The organism is Pseudoalteromonas sp. PS5 (assembly GCF_004103255.1).
Classification (GTDB): domain Bacteria; phylum Pseudomonadota; class Gammaproteobacteria; order Enterobacterales; family Alteromonadaceae; genus Pseudoalteromonas; species Pseudoalteromonas peptidolytica.
This window is the reverse complement of record NZ_RCSQ01000068.1, coordinates 63,751-89,494: the sequence shown is the minus strand read 5'-3', so window position 1 is coordinate 89,494 and position 25,744 is coordinate 63,751. Positions and strand designations below refer to the sequence as shown.

Below are 25,744 nucleotides of genomic sequence, written 5' to 3'. Positions count from 1 at the left end.
TTTTTGGAGTAGAAATAATGGTAAATGATTGGCAGCCGAGCGCAAGCATAGAAACGCTAAGACATAGAGCCGCGATTTTAGCGAAAATACGGCAGTTTTTCGCAGCCCGAGAGGTAATGGAGGTAGAAACCCCAAGCCTCTCGCAGGCCTCAGTAACCGATCCCCATTTAGATACTTTCCATACACGTTTTGTTGGCCCAAATCATAGCCAAGGGTTGCCACTGTACTTACAAACTTCTCCAGAGTATGCCATGAAAAGGTTATTGGCAGCTGGAAGTGGCTCTATTTTTCAGCTTGGTAAAGCATTTCGTAATGAAGAGTCTGGCCGTCATCATAATCCAGAGTTCACTATGCTTGAGTATTATCAGGTGGGCTATGATGAATTTGAGCTAATGTCTGAATTAGATGAATTGATGCAGTATTTACTAGACTGTCCTGCAAGTGAGTCAATCAGCTATCAGCAGGCGTTTATTACCTATCTTGGGTTTGACCCACTAGCTATCTCTTTAAGCGACTTAAAAAAGCATGCCGAGCAGCGTGGTTATGGTGATATAGCCGCGATTGAAAATAACCCAGATACATTGCTACAGTTGTTGTTCTGTATGGAGATTGAGCCGCAAATTGGCCAACGTGTTCCGTGTTTTGTATATAATTTTCCGGCATCACAAGCCGCGCTTGCCAAGCTCAACCCGAAAGATAATCGAGTTGCTGGGCGCTTTGAGCTGTATTATCAAAATATGGAACTGGCAAATGGTTTTAATGAGTTAACCGACGCAGCCGAGCAGCGTGCCCGTTTTATGCAAGATAATCAGCTAAGGGCAGAAATGGGGCTTGATGCTGTGCCTGTCGATGAGCGTCTACTCGCAGCTCTTGATGCTGGCATTCCTGATTGTGCCGGCGTTGCGGTGGGCATAGATAGATTGGTTATGCTCGCACTAAACAAAACGACCATAAGTGAAGTAATCAGTTTTGATGTTTCGCGGGCTTAACGCACCGCGAAACAGCTGGGGTAAGAGCAAATAGTGATCCTAAGTTTAGGCTATTTATGTGAAACAAACCGTTTCAGCTCTTTTTGGGTTGTTTCTGTAAGTTTTTGGGCGCTTTGACATTCAGCCAATGCACTATCTATTTGCGATTTTGAGTGCTGCCCCAATTCAACAATTTGCTGCACAGCTTGATGGGTGTGCTTTTGTGTCTCTTCCAGTTGGTGCACTGCGCTGACAATTTCTTCCAATTGTGCTTGATTGCGTTCAAAATCATCACTCATTGAGATAAAACCATTGGATGTCTCACTAATGGCTTTCTCGGCAGAAACCGAATGTGAAATAAGTTGCTCTGATTCTTGATTGGTTTCGCCAACAAGTACGTTCATCTTGTTGATAAAGTCACTAATTTGGCGTGTGGCGTCATTTACTTTGACGGAGAGTGCTCTTACCTCATCGGCGACCACGGCAAACCCTCGACCTGCTTCTCCTGCTCGGGCAGCTTCAATCGCGGCGTTGAGCGCAAGTAAATTAGTCTGATCTGAAAACTCTTCAACCATTTTTAGGATACTGCGGATATTTTCGCTGTTCTCTTTTAGCCCCAGCACCGTCGATGAAAAGTTACCAAGCAGTGTGGTGATCTGTTTTACTTCAGCTACCAATTTAGTGACGGTTTGTGATGAGCCTCTCACGAAGTGCAGGCTCTCTGTATTGGCCTGATATACTTGATCCGTATTGTGAACAATGCTTTGTAAGCTATGGCTAACCTGATCAGAGGCTGCAATGATGGTATCGCCCTGACTTAACTGCTGCTGACCGTAGCTTGCGGTACTTTGCATTGATGCTGTGACATCATGGTTGCTTTGGGTTGCAGCAGCAGCACTTTGATAGGTCTTTTCTAATAGTTCGCTTAAATGAGTGGTAAAAGAATTGTATTGTTCGCTGAGATCTCTAAATTCGTCAAAGGTAAACTGAGGCAATTTGGCATCTAAATTACCATCTTGGCGGTTAATTCGCTCTAATGACTCTTTCATTGCTTGTACTGGGCGGACAATTAAAAAGCGCATGTAGAACACAGTAAAACCAAATGCTGCAATAATCACAATAGCTAGCAGCCAGAATGCGGCCAGACTGGCGTCGGCGCTCACCAGCTCAGAATATAGCCAAATCAAGCTAATAATTTGAAAAAGCAGTAAAAATCCTAGGTTACCAACTATTTTACGAGTGAGTGTGAAGAAAAAGGTTTCTTCGATAAAATTATAAATGCGCATATATAAACTCATATTGGGCTCATCATTGTGCCACTTTATTTGTCTCAGTATAGATGAGCTAAATGGAATAACAATGCTAAAGCGATCAACTAGTTACTCTTTTGGAGTGGCATAAGCACCATTCCGTTGTAAATACATTTTTGTCTGGCATGGGTAATTGGTAAAAATACCATCTACACCATAATCAATCATCATATCTATGTCTTGTTGTTTATCGACCGTATAGGCGAATACCTTAAGGCCTCTAGACTTTGCATCCAACACATACTCATGGTTGATAAAATTCTTGTCCATATGAATGCTGTAAGCATGCAGTGATCCGGCAAATTGCGCATAGTGGATTGGAATAGAAGCGGTCAGTGCGCCAATTCTCACCCAGGGCAACTTTTGCTTCAACCATAGCAGTTGATGATGATCGAATGATGAAATGAGCAATTGCTCACGGTTGATAATACCCTGTTGAATATGCGCTTCAATGTAGGAAACAAATTTATCCAAACCAAAAGTATGCTTAAGCTCTAAATTAATATCGGTTCGCGTACCAATGGTAGTAAACACTTGTTGCAAAGTGGGAATTTTTTGTCCTTTACCCGCGTCCAGCGTTGCTAAGTAAGCTTGGCTTTGTTCATTCACTCTGCCGACGCCATTCGTGGTTCTATCAAGCCAAGTATCATGAATAATCGCGTAATCATCTGCGCAGCTTTGCACATCTAACTCTATACCATCAACACCAACATCCAACGCTGCCTCTATAGCAGCAAGCGTATTTTCGGGATAACTGCCACTGGCTCCACGATGCGCTAAGACTTGAATCATGCTTTTTTCCTTGTAATAGACCAAGTTTCAAAACAGGCTGCACTAACGACTAACAAGCCACCAAATAATGTTGTTAGCGTTAGTGTCTCGTGTAACAGAATATAAGCTAACAGTGTTCCATACAATGGCTGTAAACAAGAAATTAATCCGGCTGTGGTAGCAGATAAATGTCTTAAACTTGAGGCAAATAAAGCATGAGGAATAGCCGTAAATACAACCCCTGCTAGCAGAATGAGTGAAATGTTTTGCGGCGAAACGTGCTGTGGTGGCACGTCAACAAACGCAATGAGTAGCAAACAAGCTACCAGCGTTTGATATAGCATAGTGTGTGGTCCGCTATAGTGTGAAAAAAATTGTTTTTGTAATAGGTTGCGTAGTGCAAATAGCACGCCTGAGAATACCCCAGTAATAATACCCAATGTTACTTGATTACCAAGGCTAGCTTCAGGCACCAGTAAATATATCCCCAGCAATACTGTTGATGCACTGATAATATCTTTGAGTTGTATTTGTTTGCGATTAAATAATGGCTCTAAAAATACAGTGATCACCGGGTAAGTAAAAAATGCGATGATCCCGATAGCAATGCCAGCCATTTGCATACCGGCAAAATAAGTAACCCAATGCAGCCCAACAATTGCGCCGAGCATAATAGCGACTAGATAATCTCGTTGATTGTGTAGTTTTATAGGCTGGCGTTGCAGTTTTAATAAAATAAGTAACACAATGAAAGCAATAGCTGCGCGATAAACAGTAATATCAAGTGCTGATAGTGAAATCAATTTTGAAAATAATGCTGTTCCACCAAACAATAAAACGGCACTATGGAGCGACAGTAAAGCGGATTGTTTCGGTTGCATAAAAAATTATTTTGACTTTTTTTAGCAGTCTACAAGATTGCGAACACTTGTCATTCCACATCGAACAATAAAAGTAAAACAACATTAAAAATAATGAGCGGGAGAACGTGGTGGCCATTACCACAGATCACACTTTAGTAGAAAAACGGCGCTCCTTTTGGGATGCCGGTCCATTGATATTCTCAATTTTTTATTTCTTTCCTTTGGCTTTTAGTTGGACACAAGAAGGGAGCGTTAACCTGCTCGCGCAGCTGTTGATTTATCTCGGATTTGTCTGGCTGTATTGGCAGAGTATTGCCAAAACCGGCATTGCTTTAATTACCCTTTTGTCACTGATGACGTTACTGTGTATTGTTGGCAGTTTGGCGACAACCGGTACTAGCTCGTTATTTGGTTTTGTTGCTTTTTTTTGCGGTTTTAGTTTACAGGGTAAATACAAAGTTTATGGATTTTTGGGGCTACTCATATCGATCTTGTTTACCTCCCATTTTATCATACCAGCGCATACGATTTATTTTTTAATGCCTGCCATTTGTGTTTCATTGGGGCTATTTATCTTTGGCTGGGTAACGCATAGAGAGCGAGTGCATCGTCAGTTGCAGCGTCAAAGTGAGCAAGAGATAAAACGCCTAGGCGCCGTTGCTGAGCGAGAACGAATTGCACGAGATTTACATGATTTACTCGGGCATTCATTGAGTTCTATTGCATTAAAGGCTGAGCTTGCCAGTAAGTTTGCTGCTGCACAGGCGTACGAGCAAGCGCAATCTGAGGCCCTTCAGGTCGCGGAGCTTGCACGAGAAGCACTGAGCGAAGTACGCCAGGCCGTTACTGGTTATCATCAACTGGCATTAGACGCACAACTTCATATTATGGCCTCGCGGCTGAAAGATAAGGGAATTGCTGTGTCGCTAAACCTGAATGCGGTGGAAATAGATAAAGAAAAAGAAGCGAGCTTGTGTTTTTTTGCCAAAGAGGTATGTACCAATATTATCCGCCATAGCGATGCCGACAAAGTGAGTGTGCAACTGCAACAAACGCAACAGAGTATATCAGTTGAAATTAAAGACAATGGTTCAGTGAAGAGTATTAAAGAAGGGAATGGATTAATGGGGATCCGAGCGCGTTTAAAGGAGTGTGGTGGTCAGTTGGTTTATCACACAGAGCAAGGTGGATATTTTAAAGCTGTTATTGAGGTAGATTTATGATCCGCGTGTTTATTGTTGAAGATCAAGCATTAGTTAGAGGTGCTATCGTTGCACTATTAAGTTTAGATCAGGATATTGAAGTAATAGGAGATGCTGAAAATGGTCAGGTTGCCAAAAAAAAACTCAAGTCTTTAAGCCCAGATGTTGTGCTGACCGATATCGAGATGCCTCATATTACAGGACTTGAGCTTGCCCAGCATTTGCAACAAACACAGCCTAACTGCAAAGTGGTCATCATGACAACCTTTTCCAAAGCAGGCTACATTCGCCGCGCAATTACACTAGGAGTGAATGGCTTTGTTTTGAAAGAAGCGCCAAGCGAGTACTTACTATCAACCTTAAAAAAAGTGATGAATGGGCAAAAGGTCATTGATCCTGAGCTGGCTTTATATGCACTTGAAGATGCTGATCCTTTGACAGATAAAGAACGCAGGGCATTACGATTGGCAGGAGAGGGCTTAAAAACGACGGAAATTGCAGCTCAATTATTCTTAAGTGACGGAACCGTAAGAAATTATCTTTCGGATGCTATCGCCAAATTACATGCGACAAATCGAATTGATGCAGCAAGGATCGCGAAGCAAAAAGGGTGGCTGTAAGGTATTGTAATAGCATATATTCACTTAATACTTCAAAATAATGTTAAGCAGTACTATACTGCGCTACTTCACAAAATAATGATAATGTATTAATTTTGAGTGTTGTTGATGGATCCTAAATTCCTTATTCAAGTAACCGCAATTACCACGGTGGTTTGCACTGTATTTATGGCGGTAAACTGGTTTATTAATAAGGCTCTCCCAGGCACTCGAGATTGGCTGTGTTTTATTGCATTGACGGGGATTGGATGTGGGCTGCTGGCTGCCTATACATTACCCGTCACATTTTCTATTTTTATTCCCAATTTAGCCATAGCAATAGGTTTATTCTATCTTACTCGGGGTGTGGACGCCTTTTTTGCAGTTCAGAGTAACTATATGCCTTGGTATGTGCTTGGGGCTATCGGAATTCCTAGTTTTAGTTATTTCTTATACGTAGACTTTAATTTTATTGCACGGGTCATACTCAATTATTTGGTGTGGGCAATGGCAATGATTTATTGTTTAAGAGCGCTAAATCAAGGCCAAAAGTTGTTATCAAAAGACTTTACTGTGGCACACTGGGCATTTGGTTTATCTTGTTTTAGCCTGCTGTTGGTATTTACCTTCAGGGCTGTCATGTTAGGTAGCTACTCAGTAACAGATAGCTTAGTGTCAGCAAATTGGGTTAATCAATTCTTCTCCGTGTCAGTAAGCACTATGCCATTGTTGCTATGCTTTTCACTTTGTCTGTTGTGTAGTAGCCGCCGTGAAAAAGAATTGCAAAGCTTGAAAACGGCTGCTGAACAGTCAGCACAAATCAAAGGCCAGTTTTTAACCCTGCTAAGTCATGAATTAAGAACACCGTTAAATGCCATTGTTGGGCACGCAGAATCACTTAAAAAGGTTCCGCGTGAGCCTGCTCGTCATGCTGAACTGTGTGATGTGATAGTTCATGCTGCGATGTCGATGTCTGATTTAGCCAATCAAGTGCTGCTACAGGCAAAGGGCGAGTATGCAGCACAAAACCGCGTGCCTTTCTCCCTTTATAGTCTTGCTCAAGAGCTAGTACGTTTATTACAGCCCCTCGCATTAGCAAAGGGCCTGAGTTTGAAGGTGGAAGTCAAAGGTTTATATCCGCAGGATGTGCATGTTGTAGAGCAAGATACGTTAGCGCTGATACTAAGAAATTTGCTTTCAAATGCGATAAAATATACCGACAAAGGGTGTATTACGCTAAGCCTTGAAGGCGCAGCTAGAGAAGACGATAAGCAAGCAATTCGGTTTGCTATTCGCGATACAGGAAAAGGCTTAACTGAGGCCCAAATAGAAAGAATTTTTGAACCCTTCGTCACTCTCGACAGCGAACAATCTATCTCACATAGTGCCGGGATTGGTTTGGCGCTATGTAAACAACTATTACATGGGCTAGCAGCTAACTTGGACGTAAAAAGTCAGTTAGGACAAGGAACTGAGTTTAGCTTTGAATTAACTTGCCAATGTAGTAACACGCCAATACAGCAAGGTCAGTTGAGTGCGGAAAAACTGCCATTGAATGTATTGGTTGTTGAGGATAATGCAATAAACGTTGAGGTGATCAGCAATTACCTAAATGATATGGTTACGCAGTTTTCTCTAGTTAAAAGCTTGGCAGAGGCTGAAGTTACTCTACTTGCACATCATTTTGATATTGTTTTATTAGATATGCATTTACCTGATGGGCATGGCCTTGAGTGGTTCAAAACTCGATTTACTGAAATTGGTTTTACGAAAAAAATCAAAGTAATCGCGTTGACAGGTGATGGCGACCCTGAATTGAAAAGGCGATGCTTACAAGCTGGTATGCAGGATTGTTTAACAAAGCCGGTGATGCCAAGTCGTCTCTATGCGGTATTAGAAAGTTCAACGATCAAACAAGTTTCCTCCATTGAGCGCAAAGTGTTGATTGACCGGCCTAAATTTTTAGAGCTTGTACACAGTGAAGCATCGGGAGTTTTAGCAACCAAACTGATGTACCTTGCAGATAGGTTTGAATATGAAATTGCCCAGATAAAGGGGTTAATTGAGCTAGATGTTCAGGACTTAGCAGCAGAAAAGCTGCATTATATCGAGGCCGAAGCGCAGAACTTTGGCATGATAAACTTAGTCGAACATATTCAAAGCTTACAGTCTCAGCTACTACAAACTAGTTCGACAATAGATTGGGATACACTCGCTGCTGTGGCTCGTCAGTCTGTTGAGCGTCTATTAGAGTTACATGCACAGCTGGTAACCCCACAGAGTCATTCAAATCAGGCAGTGAATTTATCAGCATAATAGGCTTCATCTGGTGTTATGTAGGTTATTTATTTTGTATGTTTTCATGCAAATAGCACTGTAGTTAAAGTATAAGCTTTTGATATTATTAAACATAGGCAAGGTTAGTTTTTGCATGAAAATGGGGGATATAACTTCACTCACTTTTCGGATGACTTAACCGATTTAAGCTATGACTCAAAAGGTTGGTTTTTAAATATCGTTGGTAAATTTTAGCCAAAGGCTTGAATTGATAATTATCATCAAGCCGATATATGAACTTATTTTGAATTCGCTTACTGTGTTCACTGATAATTAATGCGAGTGCTGTTATTTTGGGTTAAAATAACAGCATAGCTTATTTAACAAGACAGTAATGCCAAAACAGGATCCCTATCTCGATAGAGAACAGCAAAAATACGACAACCCCGTACCCAGTCGCGAATTTATCTTAGAACACATTAAAAGCGCGGCCAAACCTCCTTCTTTCTCTCAACTGTGTTTCGACTTAAAAGTGCTAGACGAAGAGCGTCAAATCGCACTTAAACGCCGCTTGCGCGCGATGGAGCGAGATGGTCAGTTACACTTCAATAAATTCAAGTGTTACACCATTCCAAGCGATGATGGCTTAGTGAAAGGCCGTGTTGTTGGGCATCGTGACGGCTTTGGCTTTTTAGAAGTGGAAGGCGAACCCAAAGATTGGTTTATCACTAAATATCAGATGGAGCGAGTGCTACATGGCGATTGGGTGCTAGCTAAAGCTGGTAGCCGAGGGTCGGGTGGTAAGGTTGAGGCACGCATTGTCCGCGTGCTTGAAAAAGAACGAGCCCCTGTAGTCGGTCGGTATTTTGTTGAGTTTGGCATGGCGGTAGTGGTGCCAGAAGATCCGCGTATTACGCAAGATATTATCATAGTACCAGGTCAAGAAAATGGTGCTCGCCATAATCAAATGGTGCAAGTAGAGATCACTCAAAGTCCAAGTAAGCAAATGAATGCAATGGGCAAAGTGCTTGAAGTATTAGGTGACCATATGGCACCTGGTATGGAAATTGAAGTGGCACTACGTAATCATGACATTCCTCATGAATGGCCAAGTGAAGTTGAAGCACAAGTAGCAAATCTTGGTGAGTTTGTTGAAGAATCAGCGAAACAGGGCCGTGTTGACCTGCGTGATTTACCGTTAGTGACCATTGATGGCGAAGATGCCCGGGACTTTGATGACGCCGTGTATTGTGAACGTAAAAAGTCAGGTGGCTGGCGCTTATGGGTGGCCATTGCTGATGTTTCTCACTATGTAGGTAAAGGCACCGCGCTTGACAAAGAAGCGATAGAACGTGGAAATTCTGTGTATTTCCCTGAGCAAGTTGTACCTATGCTTCCAAAGGTGCTGTCTAACGGCTTGTGCTCGCTAAACCCAAAAGTTGACCGTTTGTGTATGGTCGCTGAAATGACAGTGTCTGAAGCAGGTCGTTTATCGGGCTACCGCTTTTACGAAGCAGTGATGAACTCTCACGCCCGTTTAACGTACACCAAAGTTCATGCGATTTTACAAGGCGATGAAAAACTGAGGGCTGATTATCAGCCACTTGTGCCTCATCTCACAGAGCTTCATAACATGTATATGGCGCTTAAAGCGGCAAGGCAGGAGCGTGGTGCAATTGAGTTTGAAACCCTAGAAACACGTTTTGTTTTTAACGCACATCGTAAGATTGACTCCATTGTGCCTGTTGTTAGAAACGACGCCCATAAGTTGATTGAAGAATGTATGATCTTGGCGAATGTGTCTGCGGCAAAGCTATTGGAAAAACACGAAGCCCATAGTTTGTACCGTGTTCATGATGAGCCAGATCCTGAAAGGTTGAGCCAGTTTAGACAATTCTTGCAAGACTTGGGTATTGAAAGCCAATTACCTAACGATCCGTCGCCAGAGGAGTTGACGCAAGCGCTTGAGTCATTGGGAGATCGCCCTGAAAAAGAATTGATCCAAACCATGTTACTGCGCTCAATGAAGCAAGCAGTATATCAGCCAGAAAATATTGGTCACTTTGGTTTGGCATTAAAAGCCTATGCCCACTTTACTTCACCGATCCGTCGTTACCCAGATTTAGTCGTGCATCGTGCGATCAAAGGCATCTTGCAGCAACAAGAGCAACCTGTGAGTGGCGCTTATATCTATAACGAAGATGAAGTAAAACAACTCGGTGAGCAGTGCTCAATGACAGAGCGCCGCGCTGATGACGCGACCCGTGAAGTTGCTGATTGGCTTAAATGTGAGTTTATGCAAGACCATGTTGGTGATGAGTTTACTGGTGTGATCTCGTCAGTTACCAACTTTGGCTTATTTGTCAGGCTGGACGATTTGCAGATTGACGGTATGATCCATGTCAGCAATTTGGGTCATGAATACTTCCATTTTGATGCAGCTAAGCAGTGCTTGATTGGAGAGCATAGCCGTACTGTGTTTAGGTTGGGCGATAAGCTTAATGTAGTGGTTGCTTCGGTGAGCTTAGATGACCGCCGGATCAATTTAGCATTGGCCGAAGAAGGCCAACAAGACAGATACGCAAGACGAAGAAAGTCTGCAAAGGGGGCTGCTGGTAGTGTTCGTGCACAACTTAAAGCAGGTAAGATCCCTGAGACTAAACGCCGTGATGAGACTGACTCGGTAAGTGACAAAGATAAAGGGGCTGGAAAGTCTAAAAAGCGGAAGAAGACAACGCCAAAAGGTGAGCTTAAAAAAGCGAAAAAGGCCGGTACGCTGAAATCGAAAAAGAAATCGAGCAGCAAAAAAACGAAAGGGGCGAAAAGCAAAGCAAAACGTCCTGGTAAAAATGAAAGAAATCGCAGTAAAAAAGCACAATAAATCTAAAGCGGGAGCTTTAACGTGAGTAACGAATTAATTTTTGGCTTTCATTCAATCGAAGCCATTTTGAATAACGCGCCGGAGCGCTTATTAGAAATTTATGCACTGAAGGGACGTGAAGATAAGCGCTTAAATCAAGTCGTAAACGATGCCCGTAAGTTTGGTATTTCGGTGCAATTTATGCAGCGTAAAGCACTTGATAACAAAGCAAATGGTGAGCAACATCAGGGCATTATTGCTAATGTCAAAGGGGCGCGGGCTTTCAATGAAAAAGATCTTGATGACATCATTCAACGAGAAACCACACCGTTTTTCTTGGTGTTGGATGGGGTGACAGATCCTCACAACTTAGGAGCTTGCTTACGTAGTGCGGATGCAGCTGGTGTACATGGTGTGATTGTACCTAAAGATAAGTCAGCAAAACTGAATGGCACGGCAAGAAAAGTGGCGTGTGGTGCAGCCGAAACGGTTCCGCTCATTCAAGTGACGAACCTTGCTCGTACGTTGCGCGATATCAAAGAGGCAGGAGTGTGGGTAGTTGGTACCGCTGGAGAAACTGATACCGCCGTGTTTGATGCCAACCTAACAGGGCCTATGGCCATCGTTATGGGCGCGGAAGGTGACGGTATGCGCCGCCTAACACGTGAGCATTGTGATGAGTTGGTAAAGATCCCTATGGTCGGTAGCGTATCTAGCTTAAATGTGTCGGTTGCCACTGGTGTATGTTTGTTTGAAGTATTGAGACAGCGCTCGGCACTTTAATTATTTGATAAGCGCTGTTTAGAGCAGAGCATCTTTAAAGCGGTAAAAGCTCGCAAGGTAAACTTGCTCCTACACAAATTCGCTTTGGTAGGAGCCGATTTACTCGGCGAGCTTTTTTATAGCGCGCAAGGTAAGTGTATTCCCACACAAATTATCTTTGGTAGGAGCCGATTTACTCGGCGAGCTTTTTAATAGCGCGCAAGGTAAACTTGCTCCCGCAAATAAGCGCTGGGTATTACCCCTTTAAAATGGCTTGTAGCTGCGCAAGTGACTTTACGGTATAGGTTGGCTTGATATGATCAGGACAAACTTTACCTTCGTGTTGCAGCCAACAGCTATCAATTCCAAAGCGGTTTGCACCTAAAATGTCACTCGCAGGCGTGTCACCAACCATTAAGACCTTAGATTTGTCAGGGTTACCTAGTAACGCTAAGGTGTGTTCAAAAATACTAGGATCTGGTTTGGCCTTACCCACCAGCTCAGAGATCACCACTTCAGAAAAACGATCTATAAGACCTGTATGTTCTAAGCGTTTTTGCTGAAGTGCGGCAAAGCCGTTGGTAATGATAGCCAAAGTGCACTGACCCTTAAGACTGTCAAGCAAGGCGCGAGCACCTGACAGTGGCTGGCAAATCTCTGCCATCGCCGCTAAAAAACCAGCATTGAGGGTTTCAGGTGTCACATTGAGCTTTGTTGCCCAGCGTTTAAAACGAGTAATTTGTAATGTTTTAGCGTCAATTTCACCATTTTGATATTTTACCCAAAGTGGTGTGTTGAGGCTGTTATATTCCTCATAGTCTGCATCACTAAACACAACATCATAATGTGCAAATAGTTTTTGCAACCCGAGTTTGGCATTAAAACTAAACAAGGTTTCATCGGCGTCAAATAGAATATGGCTGTAGTGCGACATTATGGATACATCTCAGGGTGGTTAAACGGTGCCATGGCAAGCAATAACGCTTGAGTATAGCTACTTTCTCTGGTAGCGAGGTGATTGGTCAGCAGTCCAATCGCACCACCTTGTTGTTTTATATTAGTAGTGTTGAATAGGTCGTCCATCACATGCCCGAGTTCTTCACCTTGTTCAAGGCGTGCGTAGACCGATGCCGGTAGCGGCAGGTTGCAGCTGCGACCAATACTAGTACGAGTGTTATTCGCGATGACAACAAAAGCGAATGTCGCAGCGCCATACTCAAATTTGGCCGCGCCTCCTTCCATTGCACAATAAAAATCAGCTTGGTGATGCTGTTTAAGGTAAGTAACTCGGTTTTCCGCGCCTTCTCGTGTGGCCTGCTCACCTAAAGGTTGGTCAGCAACAAGGCTGGGGGCTGATATGCCCTGACAATCGATTTTGGCGTTGGGAAAGTACAGTGTAAAGATAGCTTTTGCAGCGTTGATTTTGACTGGGTTTTTAGACCCTACTAAAACGGTAAGCACGTCCATATTACAACATACTCGTAATGCCCTAAAAGACGTCAGTGTAAAGTGTGATATGGCGTGATGCAAGGAAGCTATTATTTCTTATCAAAAGATAAGCCAGGTTAAATCGGTAAATCGACAGGTGCCATATTTTCGAGGGCACGTTTTTTTACTAGCAACTCTTTAATCAGCGGAGTTAACACCAATTCCATCGCTAACCCCATTTTCCCTCCCGGTACTACGAGGGTATTGACACGCGACATGAAGCTGCCTTCAATCATTTGTAAATAGTAGGGAAAATTGACATCTTCGATACCACGAAAGCGAATAACCACAAAGCTTTCGTCCAACGACGGGATGTCTTTAGCACTAAAAGGGTTTGAAGTATCTACAGTGGGTACGCGTTGGAAATTAATATGGGTGCGAGAAAACTGTGGGGTGATATGGTTAATGTAATCATCCATTGAGCGCACGATTGAAGTCATAACCGCTTCTTTGGAGTGGCCGCGCTCATTGGTGTCACGAATAAGCTTTTGGATCCATTCAAGGTTGATGATAGGCACCATACCAATTAATAAATCTACATTACTAGCGACATCATATTCCGGTGTTACAACGCCACCATGTAATCCTTCATAAAACAGCATATCGGTATTGTGCTCTAACTCTTGGTAAGGCGTGAAGGTGCCCGGTAGTTGGTTAAATGGCACTGCATCGTCAAATGTGTGAAGATAACGGCGTACTTTTCCATTCCCCGTTTCACCATAGCTTTTAAATAGCTTTTCTAGTGCTCCAAAATCGTTCGCTTCCTCACCAAAATAGCTAATGTGTTTACCTTCTTGTAGCGCTTCGCGACGCAATTTATCCATTTCAGGGCGAGTGAAACGATGAAAGCTATCGCCTTCCACGTATGCGGCCTTGGTATTTAGACTGCGGAATATGTGCTTTATCGCGCTTGTCGTCGTTGTAGTCCCTGCGCCTGAGCTACCAGTAATAGCGATAATAGGGTGTTTGTCTGACATTATTTTGCCTTAGCTTTCATCACCAGTTAATTCGATGTTACGCGAAGCAAAGTTTTTGGCAAGCTTTGCTTGAAGGCGAGTGTTGGGTATCATAGAGCAGCGATATAACGACAACGAAAAATCAAAGGAACATCCATGCTCACTTCTATGCGTGTGAAGCTCGCGGTTGGCTTATTTGCCTTGGCATCTTGTTTACCGGCTTATTCTTCTATGCCCAAAAGCCAAATTTGGCTAGCTGAATTAGCTGAGCACTTTAGCGCAAAGCCAATTACTGACAATTCAGCGTATTTTAATCAGCCACTGGTAACCGACTCTGGAGTCTACTATACGGCAGAGGTAAGTACTGATGGTAAGAGCCAAACAGATCTGTTTTTCTATGACTTTCAAAGTAAACACACAACGAACCTGACACAATCCCTGGTCTCTGAATATTCACCCACACTTCACCCAAGTGGCGCAGGGTTAACGGCGATCGTGGTCGAAGCATCAGGCAAACAAAGGTTGTGGTTCTATCCGTTTGATGATGCCCAGAAGCCAAGTCGAGTTTTTGAGCATATTGAGCCTGTGGGGTATCACGCTTGGGGTGATAACCAAGACCTAATCATGTTTATTTTAGGTGCCACTGAAAGCGCTCCACATACCCTACAATACACTGATATAAACGGCCATCTGCCACAAATTCTAGCTGAAGATATTGGTCGGAGCTTATCTTACAACCGTGCTCGAGATGTGTTTGCTTTTACCTATCAAGTTAATGGCTTAACGTGGTTCGCAACCTACCACAAACAAAGCGACCATATTCAGCGATATTTTGCACTACCAAGTCAGGTTCAGGACTATACTTGGTTAGACGATAATAAAGTGGCCTATGCACTGGATAATAAAATCTTTTATCGTGATTTAAATTCCCCTAAAAAAGTACATTTATTCAGAAATCTAAGAAGTTACTGTAAGACCTCAATTTCTCGTTTAAGTTTTTTTAACAACAAACTGGCATTTGTCTGCCACAGTGAAGACTGATCACAATAAATATAGGAATAGATATGACGATTCTCGTAACAGGTGGAGCAGGTTATATTGGCTCTCACACTGTATTGGAGCTGCTTCAGCAAGGAAAAAAGGTAGTAGTTGTTGATAATCTTAGTAATTCTCAGCAGACTTCATTAGATAGAGTTTCAGAGATAGTAGGAAAGGAAGCCGCATTCCATCAAGGTGATATTCTTGACAAGGCATTTCTCGATAGCGTGTTTGCGCAATATGAGATTGAGGAAGTGATCCACTTTGCAGGCTTAAAGGCGATAGGCGAGTCGGTACAAAAGCCTATTGAGTATTATCAAAATAACGTGCAAGGGACGCTAACACTGCTTGATGCCATGCGTGATGCTAATGTCTTTAAGCTTGTTTTTAGCTCATCTGCCACGGTGTATGGCGACCCTGCGAGCCTTCCTATTCGTGAAGACTTCCCTGTTGGCGGTACCACCAACCCTTACGGTACATCAAAGCTAATGGTTGAAATGGTGCTACAGGATGTCGCAAAGTCAGACCCTCGTTGGGCCTTTGCTATTTTGCGCTACTTTAACCCAGTAGGTGCGCATGAATCAGGGTTAATTGGTGAAGATCCAAATGGTATTCCCAACAACTTACTCCCTTACATCTCACAAGTTGCAGTTGGTAAGCTGGCGAGTTTAGGTGTGTTCGGTAATGATTACGACACCATAGATGGTACAGGTGTGAGAGATTACATCCACGTGGTTGATCTCGCTATTGGTCACTTAAAAGCGCTTGAAAAAATTGCAGTAGCAGCAGGTGCGCATATCTATAATTTGGGAACGGGTAATGGCTACTCGGTACTAGAGATGGTTACCGCGTTTGAAAAAGCAGCGGGCAAAGCCATTCCATACGAAATTAAACCGCGTCGCGACGGTGACATTGCCGCTTGTTACGCCGCGCCTGAAAAAGCCAATTCAGAACTAGGCTGGCAAGCCAAGCGTGGGCTTGATGCAATGATGGAAGATACCTGGCGTTGGCAAAGCAATAATCCAAACGGGTATAAATAACCTAAGCTTGGGATAACAACTTGTTTTCTGGCAGCTGTTATCCCTTACTACTGCGTTAAATTTGCTTGCAATAGACCTGCTATTGACGCACAAATTTGCCTTGTATTAAGAAATAACTTCTGGCTAGAGTGAGCTGACAGCTTTTGCGTTTAGTTATTTTAGTTAATTTACTGACTACTTACCCCAAGTTCAGGTTAAATAACCTAAATCTCTGTCGCTTCTCTTCGCCTTTGCTTTTTAGAGCAAAGGCGAAGCTTCGAACGTCATCGCTACATCAATCTTAGTTTCATAAAACTGTCATACCGATGTCACCTAAACTCGCTTAAATATTCTGGTATAGACCAGTTTAGAGGCAAGTTATGAACAACGATTATTTACTCCTGACGCCAGGGCCACTTAGTACCTCTCGCAGTGTGAAAGAAGCCATGTTGCAAGACTGGTGCACTTGGGATGATGACTACAATCAAGGTGTGGTTCAGGTTATTCGCAGGCAGCTTTGTGAGATTGCGGTTGCGGATCCACAGTATCGTAATGACTACAGCACTACCTTAATGCAGGGTAGTGGAACAGCAAGTGTTGAAGCGGCTATTGGAACTTTTATTCCTAAGTCTAGCACTTTATTGGTTATTAATAATGGTGCCTATGGCGCGCGCATTATTGAGATAGCTAACTATCTAAATATTAATGTGGTAGCGCTCGACTTTGTTGAAACCGAGTTGCCACAACTTGAGCAGATCTCACAAGCGCTTGAGCAATACCCTGAGATCACCCATGTGGCAATGGTACACTGCGAAACCACGACGGGGATGCTGAATCCGGCTAAGCGCGTAGCTGAGCTTGCGAAACATCACAACAAAATCATGATCTTGGATGCCATGAGTAGTTTTGGTGGTGTTGAGATGGATATGCACGAGTGGCAAATTGATATTCTCATTAGCTCAGCAAATAAGTGTATTCAAGGTGTCCCAGGTTTTGGCTTTGTGATCGCAAAAACAGCGCTTTTGGTTGCCTGTGAAGGACAAGCACGTTCACTCTCGTTGGATCTTCACGCTCAGTGGAAAACCATGGAAAACCACCATGGTAAATGGCGTTTTACCTCGCCAACGCATGTTGTCAGAGCGTTTGCCAAAGCCCTAGAAGAATTGGCGCAAGAGGGAGGCATTTCTGCGCGATTTAAGCGTTACAGCGAAAATCAAAAACAACTCGTTAGCGGCATGAAAGCTCTTGGTTTTGAAGCCTTGTTACCAGAAGCCATGCACTCACCTATTATCACTTCTTTTTATTCACCAAGTGAAGAAAGTTATGAATTTAAGCGCTTTTATGAAGCATTGAAGCAAAAAGGATATGTGATTTACCCCGGTAAAGTATCAAATGCGGACTGCTTTCGAATTGGTAATATTGGCGAAGTATATGCCGCAGACATTAGCGGACTACTAGAAGCTATCGCACAAGCAAAATACTGGTAAACCATCAGAGTAGGAGCCGCTTTACGCGGCGATGGGTTAAGGGGGTTACACCCCTTTAGCAAAATAAATGAATAGCGAATCTTCAATTGTGTTAACGATGGCCTAATCTGAGCTGTCACCTTCCCATAAAATGATTCTGCACTCATTAAAGCATAAGGCTAACTAAGAAAAATCACGTTTTACCAAATCACAAGTTATCGCAGTGCTAACAGAAGCTGGAAAGTCTCAGGTGTATGTAATAAACACTGCGTAAGCAATGGTACGTATTCCACCACTAACTCGCATTTAGACGTAGAATATAGAATTAATGAAGATGTTTTTGACGCGGCAGTAGCTCTGGAAAGGTTGTCGTGCTAAAGCACGACCTACGGGGACGGGGGTTACACGCCTTCAACAATCATTTCTATGGCGTCATGGAGCCAATATTCAATATTGTAATCCACTAATGCTTGCTCGGCGTCATAGCGGGCGCGCAGTACCTTTAAGCAAGGTGCGCCGCTGTTCTTTTCTAATTTGTCGGCAACATCATCGGGTAGTACGGTGACGCTTATTACACACTGTTCAAAGCTGACGTCAACGTGGTAGTGAGTCGACATCACCTCCGTGATAGAGCCATCCAGCGGCTGGTTGTGTAAGTCGGCAAAACGTTCGGCTGCACAATAGATCTGTTCCATCATTATTGCACGATCATCTAACGCGCGTACTCGAGTTAGTTCATACACCGGCTGGCCGTCAAAATGAGAGCGGCTAAACTCAGGCTCAGTAGAAGGGGCATTAATTGTCACTACTTGAGTTGTTGGTGCAAAGCCTTGTTCAATGGCAAGGTGGTTAAAGTTTACTTTTTTAGCGGGGTGCCATTTGAGCTTTTCCGGCGTGACAAACCAGCCGCGACGCTTTTGGCTAAAGATAAGTCCTTCGGCTTCTAGTCGTGCTAGGGCTTCACGGACGGTGATCCGTGTTGAGCTAAATGTTTCTTGCAGCGCGCGCTCTGAAGGTAATTTGGCACCGGGCGTCATGCTGCCAGCGGCGAGCAGCGCTTGGATATGGTTTCGAATACGTTGATAAAGCAGCATAATTGAGTCGATAAAACCTTTTGTGACAAGCTTACTATCGTTTTATGACAGGATAAATATTTATAATTTGAGACTTGTAAACCAATAACTGCTAGGCAAAACGGTTAAATTTGGATCTTTTCCTAAATCATCAAAACGACGCAGCGCGATAATGGCGTCCAATTCAGGTAGCTTGGAGAATGCCGCAAGTTCTTCGCAGCTCATCTTTGCGCCTTGTCTTGTTAGCGTTAATTGGCTGGCAGGAGAGAGCGTTTGGTAATACTTCTCATCAATACTGACCAGATAGCGTTTCGCATCTACGTGTTTGCGTACTAGCATTGTCACCGCGCGGTCAAAGCCAAGTTGAGTTAAGTGATCAGCCCCTAAATCGCCATGATTGCTATATCCTTGTGGGGTAAAGTCGGGGTTATGCTGAGATTGAGCAACAAAATGGCCAATATCATGTAAAAATGCAGCGATTTGGGTCGCTTGATCATAACCACTTTCTTTCGCGAGGGTGGCGCATTGCTCAGCATGATAAATTTGGCTGCATGCCTCGTCATAGGTGGCATGACCATATTGCTCAAATAGCTGTTTTATTTGTGCAATGGCATTCACTTTATATACTCCTGCTTCACGTTCGGGTCTAATTTTGCTGCGCTGCCACTGAGCTTGCTTAGCCAAACATCGAGTTTATGCGGTGGCATGTTGTTATCCTCAGCGCTTTCTTTACGGCGAATAGCATTTCTCACCATTAAGGCGCCCGCGGTGCGAAATGGCTCGACGGGAAACTGTTTAAGCGTTTGGTTGACCAAAGCGCAGTGACGCCAGTCGTTATGTTGATTAAGCAGAAGACTCGCTAAGATTTGCCCACCTAAATAGGATTGCACCACGCCGTTGCCTGAGTAACCACTGCCATAAAACACATTAGCTTGACCATTTAAATGACCAAAGAAAGGTATGCCAGAGACACTTCGGTCTGAAGGTCCAGTCCAAGTTCTGTCTATCTCGAGCTGGTGATGTGCAAAGAAATGGCTAAATGAGCGTTCAAGAATCGCTTGATAGCGGCTAGCACGGTGAAAAGTGTCTCTTACTTGGTTATTGAAACTAAAATAATTCCCGCCTTTGCCAAGCATTAATCGACCGTTTGAGGTGGTGCGGTAGTAATTCACGAAAATACGTGCATCAATCACCGGAGCACCGTGGTTCAGCCTCATTGCTGCAAGCTTTTCAGGTGCTGGTGTGGTGATCGCCATATCGCTCGAAACTAACACTACGCTTCGAGAAAACTGCGGCAATAAGCTTGGCAGCCAAGCGTTAACGGCAAATACTAGCTGATTGGCTCTGATCTCGCCTTTGTCTGTGGTGATGGTTAGCGTGTCTTGGCCTTGGTGCTTTAGGTAGCGGGTGTGTTCAAATACCTTGACCCCAAGGGCTTTTGCCACCTTCATCAGTCCACGCACAAGCTTGGCGGGTTGAACACTACCCCCGTGGGGGGAGTAAATTCCAGCAAGGTTGGCATTAGATCCGGTTGCTTGCAACTGCGCTTTAGTTAGTGTTTGCCACGCATTAAGCTGGTGTTGCTCAAGTAGCGTGGTAATGGGGCCAAAGGCATTATGCTGGCTGTGATTTGAAGCCGTATAGTAAGTACCATCAACGCGGCAGTCACATTCAATCCCGTGTTTACTGGTAAAGGCTTTAATATCATGAACGGCTTGCTCCGACTGGCGCACTAAAAAGCAGGCTTGTTCTAAGCCAAACTCTTTAATTAAGCTGGCAAACTTAGTCGACCATGTCAACATAGCTCCACCATTACGACCCGAGGCGCCTTGTCCACAGAGGTCTTTTTCAATAATGGCGATATTCAGCTCAGGTTTTTGCTTTTTCAGCGTTATGGCTGTCCAAAGGCCAGTAAAGCCGCCACCTATTATACAAACTTGGGTATCCAACGCGCCATGATGCGGCGCGCTGGCTGCGGCTTCAATATCGGCTTGAGTGATTGCTTCATCAAACCAAAAAGGCTGAAAACGCATTACGGGCGCTCTCCACGGGCGATACGAGCAGAAATATCCACCAAGACCATTTCGATGTCAGCAAGTGAGTCAATCACATAGTGCGCACCGGCTTCGCCAAGCTGCTGATAAGCATTAAGGGAATGTGCACTTTGCTCTTCGTGACCAAGCGCCGTCCATTCTTCTTCGCTAAGCCCCACCGCATTACCCGTTAACGCAAGTCCTACGGTCCACATACCAGCATTTAACCCTTCGCTTATTCCCGGCGCGGAATCATCGACTTTTACGCATCCTGATACGCGATTAATGCCAAGTCGTTGTACGTTTTCTAACGCCATCCAGGGACCTGGGCGAGAGCCTGCTGCACATTCATCACTGGCAACCACACAATCTGGCTGATAACCATAGTCGGCAGCGGCAGGCACTAGTACGTCCATCACAGGCTTGGGATACCCAGAACAACTGCCAATCTTAACGCCTTGTTGTTGTAATCGTTTGATCACCGCAAGCACGCCCGGAATGGGGGCAGCTCGGTCGGCGACTTTTGCTTGTTGGAGCGGCATAAAGGTTTGATAAATATGGTCAACATCTGCCGTACTCGGTGCCTGACCAAATTGCGTTATCCAGCGGGTGCGGACACTCTCCATTTGTAGCAAGGTATTAATGTGATCCCATTTACCCATTCCCATCGGACCGCGCGCTTCAGCCAAGGAAATATCAAATTGATACGCTTGCTTAAATGCTTCAACAAAAATACTGGTAGGGGCAATCGAACCATAGTCGACCACAGTACCTGCCCAATCCAAAATTAACGCTTCAATGTGTTTCATGTTGCAAAGACTCCTAGCTAGGAAATATGTGATGAAAGTGCCGTGGCGCGTAGTTGCGTTGACGCCATACGTGGTCGCTTTAATTTCACGGCAAAATAAATAATTGAACTCACTACGAGGGCGCTTGCGATAAACGCCACCCAATAGCAGGCCATGGTAAAAAAGTGCAGCCAGCTGAGCTCCGGTGTGGCAAAAGTTTTATAGAGCAAAATGCCCACTGAGCCGATGTAGCCCGCCGAATCCGCCAGATAAATCAAAAAACCGGCGTTCGCAGTCGAGCCAACTGCTGAGATCATGCGGTCAAACAAAAAGCAGTTATAGGGGATATAACTGATATAAAGACCAGCCCCCAGCAGTACCATCCAAGTTTTAGGGTCTAGGCTTTGGGTTTGGTATAAATACGTACTACCAGCTAGCAGTGAAGCCCCGAGTAAGACAAAGCCATGGTTGGCAAAAAGTGCGATGCGGTTATTTTTAATTAACACCAATGCGGCAAGCGCAATGAGTACGATAAAGGCGATGCGGATCCCGGCATAAGCAAAAATCGCGGGCTCTTGCCCATACCCTAAGGCCCGCCAGATCTCGGCTGAGAAGTTATCTCTAAAGTCACGAAAGCCGGTAAAGAGTAAAAAGCTAAGCACCAGTACGGTTATTCCAAACCAATACTGTTTAAAAAATGCCAGCCGTGCTTTGCCATCCATTGGCGCGCGCTTTTGTCGTAATTGTTCATCCTCTTGTGTAGGTTCAGGAATACTATTAAGACAAGCAACGCTAAGTACAAGCAGCGGCAGAAAAATCGCTCCGGTTGCCGCTGGCATCCACAGTTCAGGCACATTGAGTTCACTCACCAGCCATTTACCCACAGTTCTGACCAATCCAGAGGCAAGAATAAAAGTTACGCTGAGTACCGCACCTAAGATTTCGGTGGTTTTACGACCTTCTAAAAAGCTAAAAACCAAACCCCAAATCATGCCAAGGGAGAGGCCATTGGCAAACAGCCAAATCAGATTCCAGCCCGTGGGAGTGATGGCAAATAGCACCAGTGCAAGCTCGGCGGCTAAAATCATGGCCAAAATCGCACGACCGCGATAATGATGCTGCATTTCAGCAATCACTTTAACGCCGATAAATTTCGCGCATAGGTAGCCAAACACTTGCGAAAGGATCAGGGCAATTTTAAAGCTAACAACCCAGCTCGGGTCATCAAAGGCTTCATAGGTATTGACCGAAAATGGCTTACGAAAGGCGTACATACAAAAGTAAGTCATAAACGCACTGGTCGCGGCAAATAGCACAAAGCCGATACCTTGGGCGTCTTTTAGCCAGTGTGGGCGAGTGTTAAATAGGGTGATCTGCAACATCATAGGATCCTCGGTAATTCGAGGGCAATCCTTTGTGGATTGCCCGTCAACCGGTGTATACCAATCGGCTTAATCAAGTGAATTGGTATTAAAATTGGTAGTTAATGCCGACCATGCCGCGGATACCATAGTATTCCACCTGTAATGGGCGACCTTGCTCACCTTGGTAGTACTGCAATGCTTCATTGGTGAGGTTACTTAGCTCTAGGTAAACTAACGTTTGTTCGTTAAGTTGGTATGACGTTGTAAAGTCGACGCTGGTATTGGCGCCATAGTAGCTATCTGATTGGCTATCGCCGCCGTGCTCTTCGATATAGGCACCTTTATGATTCAGCGCTATTCGAGCTGCAAAGCGGGTGTCGTCGTAATACAGCGTAAAGTTGTAAAGCTCATTGGCCTGACGTGGAATGGCCACTTTTTCTGTGCGCTCTGGAATTTGCATTTCAGAATCCATAAAGGTTGCATTGGTCATTACTCCAAAGTTGCTCAAACTGTCAGAAATAAAACCAAGGTCGCGGTTAAATGCCAGCTCAATGCCCGCAAGCCAAGCGCTATCGCCGTTTTCAGGACGGATGATGGTCACGCCTTGCTTGTTGTTGTAATTGCCAACGCTGGTGGCTTGGAAGATTGGGTCTTGGATATCTTTGTAGAATACCCCCGCAGAGACCAAGCCAACGCGGTCAAAATAATGTTCCACCATCAAGTCGAGGTTATTTGAGTAGGTAGGGTCGAGCGCTGGATTTCCTGAGTTAAGCTGGTTGTCTTGCTCAAGGTAAGTTGCGCCTGGTGTTAACGAACCAAAATCAGGACGGGCAAAGGTGCGAGTTAGTGCGAGGCGATAATTGGTATCGTCATTGGCACGATAAGTAACATGTAGTGCAGGTAAAATTGACCAATAATCATTGCTGTTGGTGGTATCAACAACTTTGTCTTCGTCGGCTAAATAAGTGTAACCAGACACTTCGGTATCGGTTCGCGTAACTCGCAAGCCACCTAATACTTCCCAGTTGTCGCTAGCTTGGTAAGTTGCCATACCGTAGAGCGAGGTGTGGGTTTCTTCAACATCAAAGTTTCTGCCCAGTGCTCCACCGTTGCTGATGAGTGCTGATTCACCCGCATCTAGCTTGAACTTATTGCGATTTTGCGTCCAAAACTGAGCAAGAGCATCGGTGGAAGCCACTTGTGATAGCTGCGTGCGATAATCAAACTTGGCTTCGCTTAAGTAATCGCTGCGACCGGGTTGATCGCTTAAGGCAAAGTCTGCAAGCGTTGGCGCTGCGCCATATTGTTCGTTGTCCCACGCGTAAAACTCATCGGCAAAGTCAGCTTTACGGACTTTATCGCGGTATTTTGCCCCAAACTTAACGGCTAGCTGGTTATTGTATTGCCAGTCTAAGTCGGCATTGGCCACAAGTCTGTCTTTTTCGTTGACGTAGACCTTGTATAGCTCAACCCAAGACAATCCCATTTTGCTTGGATCGAGTGTAAAGCCTGAGGGGAAGTGATTACTTATGGCGTTCCAAGGGTCACTGCCGCCGTCTACTTGGTTGTAGGCATAATTTTTACCGGTCTCGCGGTCTTCAAGTCCAACATATCCCACATTTTTTTGATCAAAACGGGCGACAAAATAGCTGTTGTCTTCACTGTTGGGTTTGTCGCCATAGCGGAACTCATTTTCGTACGTGGCTAGTTGCCAAGAGAGCGTTTTATCAAAGCCAAAGTCATGTTCACCCGCAATTTCAAAGCCTTGCATTTCGGTGATGAGTTCGTTGCGAATATGCTGCAGTTCAGCACGGTCTTTATCAAAACGCAGCCTGTGCTTATAGTGGATTTCATCGTCAATTAGTGTGCCATATAGCGCGCTGGCACTGAGCGTGCCGTTTTCAAGTTGATATTCCAGCGAGCCATTTAAGCCGTAAGTTTCACGGGTTCCGGTATAATCACGCAGCTCTAAACGGTAAATACCTAAGCCATCGTTACCCCTGCGCGGCTCATAGTTATCGGTTGCCCAATCACGCTGCCACGCTGTGGCGTTAATGATAAAACCTAGCTTGTCGTCGAGTAGGCGGTCGCCATACACCACATTGGCAGAATAGTTTGTGCCATCGGCCAGTTCGTTTTGGCCCACAGCAAAGTTGGTTTTGAGAATAAAATCATCAGCGCCTTTTTTGGTCACGAAATTAACATTCCCGCCAATCGCATCACCTTCCATGTCAGGAGTGATAGCTTTAGACACTTCCACAAACTCAATCAACTCGCTTGGAAAAAAGTCGAACGCAGTGGCGCGGCTGGTGGTTTCTTCTTCTGCGGTTGGAAGGCGGTTACCGTTGATGCTGGCCGAGCTCCATTGTGACGGTAAACCACGCACTGCAACAAACCGGCCTTCACCTTGGTCGCGTTCTATCGACACACCTGGAATACGTTGCACCGCTTCTGCTGCATTTCTATCTGGTAACTTACCAATCCCATCGGCAGAAATGATACTTTTGATATTACTAGCATTTTTTTGGTTATTTGCTGCGGCCATTGCGCCACGGAAGATTTGCCCAACCGTGACCACTTCTTCCATCGTTTGTTGTTGGTTTAATAAGATTGGAGACAAGGTAGTGACTTTGCCATCAATCACCTCAACCTGAAGCTCAGTTTCCTGATAACCCATATATTTCACCACTAGGGTGTAGCGACCTGCTTCCAGTTTTGGCAGTTCAAAGCGACCACGATAATCAGATACAGTGGAAACATCTTGGCCTTTGACCGAGATAACAGCGCCAGACAGATTACTTTGTGGGTCTTTTACTACACCAACGAGTTTACCTGTCGCAGCATATAAGCTGGGACTGGTGGTGAGTAACACGGCAGCTGCGATTTGGGTGAGTTTTTTCATTGCTC

General features: G+C 44.5%; 21 protein-coding genes. 9 read left to right on the top strand and 12 right to left on the bottom strand.

Annotated elements, in window-relative coordinates:
• The first annotated feature begins 14 nt into the window (after positions 1-14).
• On the top strand, positions 15-989 hold the full coding sequence (gene epmA, locus D9603_RS09540; RefSeq protein ID WP_128731131.1) for an elongation factor P--(R)-beta-lysine ligase: 975 nt from the start codon (positions 15-17) through the stop codon (positions 987-989).
• A gap of 50 nt (positions 990-1,039) precedes the next feature.
• Here the strand turns inward: epmA and D9603_RS09535 are convergent, their stop codons facing one another.
• The 3 genes from D9603_RS09535 to D9603_RS09525 all read right to left on the bottom strand — a co-directional run bounded on the left by D9603_RS09535 (position 1,040) and on the right by D9603_RS09525 (position 3,930).
• Positions 1,040-2,266, bottom strand: a complete 1,227-nt coding sequence (locus D9603_RS09535) for a methyl-accepting chemotaxis protein (RefSeq protein WP_176032409.1) — start codon at positions 2,264-2,266, stop codon at positions 1,040-1,042.
• A gap of 81 nt (positions 2,267-2,347) precedes the next feature.
• The gene (locus D9603_RS09530) at positions 2,348-3,070 is read right to left on the bottom strand and encodes a glycerophosphodiester phosphodiesterase family protein (RefSeq protein WP_128731126.1); all 723 of its coding nucleotides are present in this window, start codon (positions 3,068-3,070) and stop codon (positions 2,348-2,350) included.
• Positions 3,067-3,930 (bottom strand): DMT family transporter, encoded by an 864-nt coding sequence (locus D9603_RS09525; RefSeq protein WP_128731125.1) that lies wholly within the window; start codon positions 3,928-3,930, stop codon positions 3,067-3,069. The genes D9603_RS09530 and D9603_RS09525 overlap by 4 nt, the downstream gene beginning before the upstream one ends.
• A 110-nt stretch (positions 3,931-4,040) precedes the next feature.
• Here D9603_RS09525 and D9603_RS09520 point away from each other — a divergent pair, with 110 nt between their 5' ends.
• From D9603_RS09520 to rlmB, 5 genes are all read left to right on the top strand, one after another.
• Positions 4,041-5,135 carry a histidine kinase gene (locus D9603_RS09520; protein ID WP_128731124.1) on the top strand — a complete coding sequence of 365 codons (1,095 nt, stop codon included), beginning with the start codon at positions 4,041-4,043 and terminating at the stop codon, positions 5,133-5,135.
• The gene (locus D9603_RS09515) at positions 5,132-5,734 is read left to right on the top strand and encodes a response regulator transcription factor (protein WP_128731123.1); all 603 of its coding nucleotides are present in this window, start codon (positions 5,132-5,134) and stop codon (positions 5,732-5,734) included. Before D9603_RS09520 ends, D9603_RS09515 begins: the two co-directional genes overlap by 4 nt.
• A 108-nt stretch (positions 5,735-5,842) precedes the next feature.
• The gene (locus tag D9603_RS09510) at positions 5,843-8,029 is read left to right on the top strand and encodes an ATP-binding protein (RefSeq protein ID WP_128731122.1); all 2,187 of its coding nucleotides are present in this window, start codon (positions 5,843-5,845) and stop codon (positions 8,027-8,029) included.
• Between the two features lie 355 nt (positions 8,030-8,384).
• Complete coding sequence (rnr, locus tag D9603_RS09505; RefSeq protein WP_128731121.1) at positions 8,385-10,871, top strand: ribonuclease R; 2,487 nt, start codon at positions 8,385-8,387, stop codon at positions 10,869-10,871.
• Positions 10,872-10,892: 21 nt separating this feature from the next.
• On the top strand, positions 10,893-11,633 hold the full coding sequence (gene rlmB, locus D9603_RS09500) for a 23S rRNA (guanosine(2251)-2'-O)-methyltransferase RlmB (RefSeq protein ID WP_128731120.1): 741 nt from the start codon (positions 10,893-10,895) through the stop codon (positions 11,631-11,633).
• A 235-nt stretch (positions 11,634-11,868) separates the two neighbouring features.
• On the opposite strand, the gene yjjG is transcribed toward rlmB, so the two are convergent.
• From yjjG to D9603_RS09485, 3 genes are all read right to left on the bottom strand, one after another.
• Positions 11,869-12,546, bottom strand: a complete 678-nt coding sequence (yjjG, locus tag D9603_RS09495) for a pyrimidine 5'-nucleotidase (protein ID WP_128731119.1) — start codon at positions 12,544-12,546, stop codon at positions 11,869-11,871.
• Positions 12,546-13,079, bottom strand: coding sequence for an inosine/xanthosine triphosphatase (gene yjjX / locus D9603_RS09490; RefSeq protein WP_128731118.1), 534 nt, complete (start codon positions 13,077-13,079; stop codon positions 12,546-12,548). The genes yjjG and yjjX overlap by 1 nt, the downstream gene beginning before the upstream one ends.
• Positions 13,080-13,177: 98 nt before the next feature.
• Positions 13,178-14,077, bottom strand: a complete 900-nt coding sequence (locus tag D9603_RS09485; protein ID WP_125251035.1) for a phosphoribulokinase — start codon at positions 14,075-14,077, stop codon at positions 13,178-13,180.
• Positions 14,078-14,212: 135 nt separating this feature from the next.
• Between D9603_RS09485 and D9603_RS09480 the strand changes: the two genes are divergently transcribed.
• The 3 genes from D9603_RS09480 to phnW all read left to right on the top strand — a co-directional run bounded on the left by D9603_RS09480 (position 14,213) and on the right by phnW (position 17,600).
• Positions 14,213-15,097 (top strand): hypothetical protein, encoded by an 885-nt coding sequence (locus D9603_RS09480; protein WP_128731117.1) that lies wholly within the window; start codon positions 14,213-14,215, stop codon positions 15,095-15,097.
• 23 nt (positions 15,098-15,120) lie between these two features.
• Complete coding sequence (gene galE, locus D9603_RS09475; protein WP_128731116.1) at positions 15,121-16,134, top strand: UDP-glucose 4-epimerase GalE; 1,014 nt, start codon at positions 15,121-15,123, stop codon at positions 16,132-16,134.
• 359 nt (positions 16,135-16,493) lie between these two features.
• Entirely contained in the window at positions 16,494-17,600 is a 1,107-nt protein-coding gene (gene phnW, locus D9603_RS09470; protein ID WP_128731115.1) for a 2-aminoethylphosphonate--pyruvate transaminase, read from the top strand.
• Between the two features lie 380 nt (positions 17,601-17,980).
• Here phnW and D9603_RS09465 read toward each other — a convergent pair whose 3' ends face one another.
• The 6 genes from D9603_RS09465 to D9603_RS09440 form a co-directional block, all read right to left on the bottom strand.
• A complete protein-coding gene (locus D9603_RS09465) occupies positions 17,981-18,673 on the bottom strand; it encodes a UTRA domain-containing protein (protein ID WP_128731114.1) in 693 nt (230 codons plus the stop codon).
• Between the two features lie 60 nt (positions 18,674-18,733).
• A complete protein-coding gene (locus tag D9603_RS09460; protein WP_128731113.1) occupies positions 18,734-19,270 on the bottom strand; it encodes an HD domain-containing protein in 537 nt (178 codons plus the stop codon).
• The gene (locus D9603_RS09455) at positions 19,267-20,685 is read right to left on the bottom strand and encodes an FAD-dependent oxidoreductase (RefSeq protein ID WP_128731112.1); all 1,419 of its coding nucleotides are present in this window, start codon (positions 20,683-20,685) and stop codon (positions 19,267-19,269) included. The genes D9603_RS09460 and D9603_RS09455 overlap by 4 nt, the downstream gene beginning before the upstream one ends.
• Entirely contained in the window at positions 20,685-21,494 is an 810-nt protein-coding gene (phnX, locus tag D9603_RS09450; protein WP_128731111.1) for a phosphonoacetaldehyde hydrolase, read from the bottom strand. The genes D9603_RS09455 and phnX overlap by 1 nt, the downstream gene beginning before the upstream one ends.
• A gap of 17 nt (positions 21,495-21,511) precedes the next feature.
• Complete coding sequence (locus D9603_RS09445; protein ID WP_241651633.1) at positions 21,512-22,858, bottom strand: DUF5690 family protein; 1,347 nt, start codon at positions 22,856-22,858, stop codon at positions 21,512-21,514.
• 85 nt (positions 22,859-22,943) lie between these two features.
• Entirely contained in the window at positions 22,944-25,739 is a 2,796-nt protein-coding gene (locus D9603_RS09440; protein ID WP_128731110.1) for a TonB-dependent receptor, read from the bottom strand.
• Between the last annotated feature and the right edge of the window lie 5 nt (positions 25,740-25,744).